Source organism: Microvirga pakistanensis (genome assembly GCF_004458765.1).
Classification (GTDB): Bacteria; Pseudomonadota; Alphaproteobacteria; order Rhizobiales; family Beijerinckiaceae; genus Microvirga; species Microvirga pakistanensis.
The window spans coordinates 1-223 of the sequence record NZ_SPJX01000546.1 but is presented as its reverse complement, the minus strand read 5'-3'; the positions used below and the strand labels follow the sequence as shown (position 1 = coordinate 223).

Sequence of the window (223 nt, the reverse complement as noted above, 5' to 3'; positions counted from 1 at the left end):
CGATATCTCCGCCTTCGAGAAGGAAACGCTGGAGAAAATCGGCATGCCGCGGGAGATCATCATGCGCCATCGCACGCCCCACTTCACCCATGTGTTCGCAGGCGACGGCTAGTCCTCGGGCTATTACAGCTATCTCTGGTCCGAGGTTCTGGACGCCGACGCCTTCACGGCCTTCGAGGAGACGGGCGACGCCTTCAACGGGGAGATGGCGGAGAAGCTCAAG

At 61.0% G+C, this 223-nt stretch carries 1 pseudogene; it reads left to right on the top strand.

The window, feature by feature from the left end:
* Positions 1-223 (top strand): annotated as a pseudogene (locus E4K09_RS23750) (M3 family metallopeptidase); the annotation flags it as partial.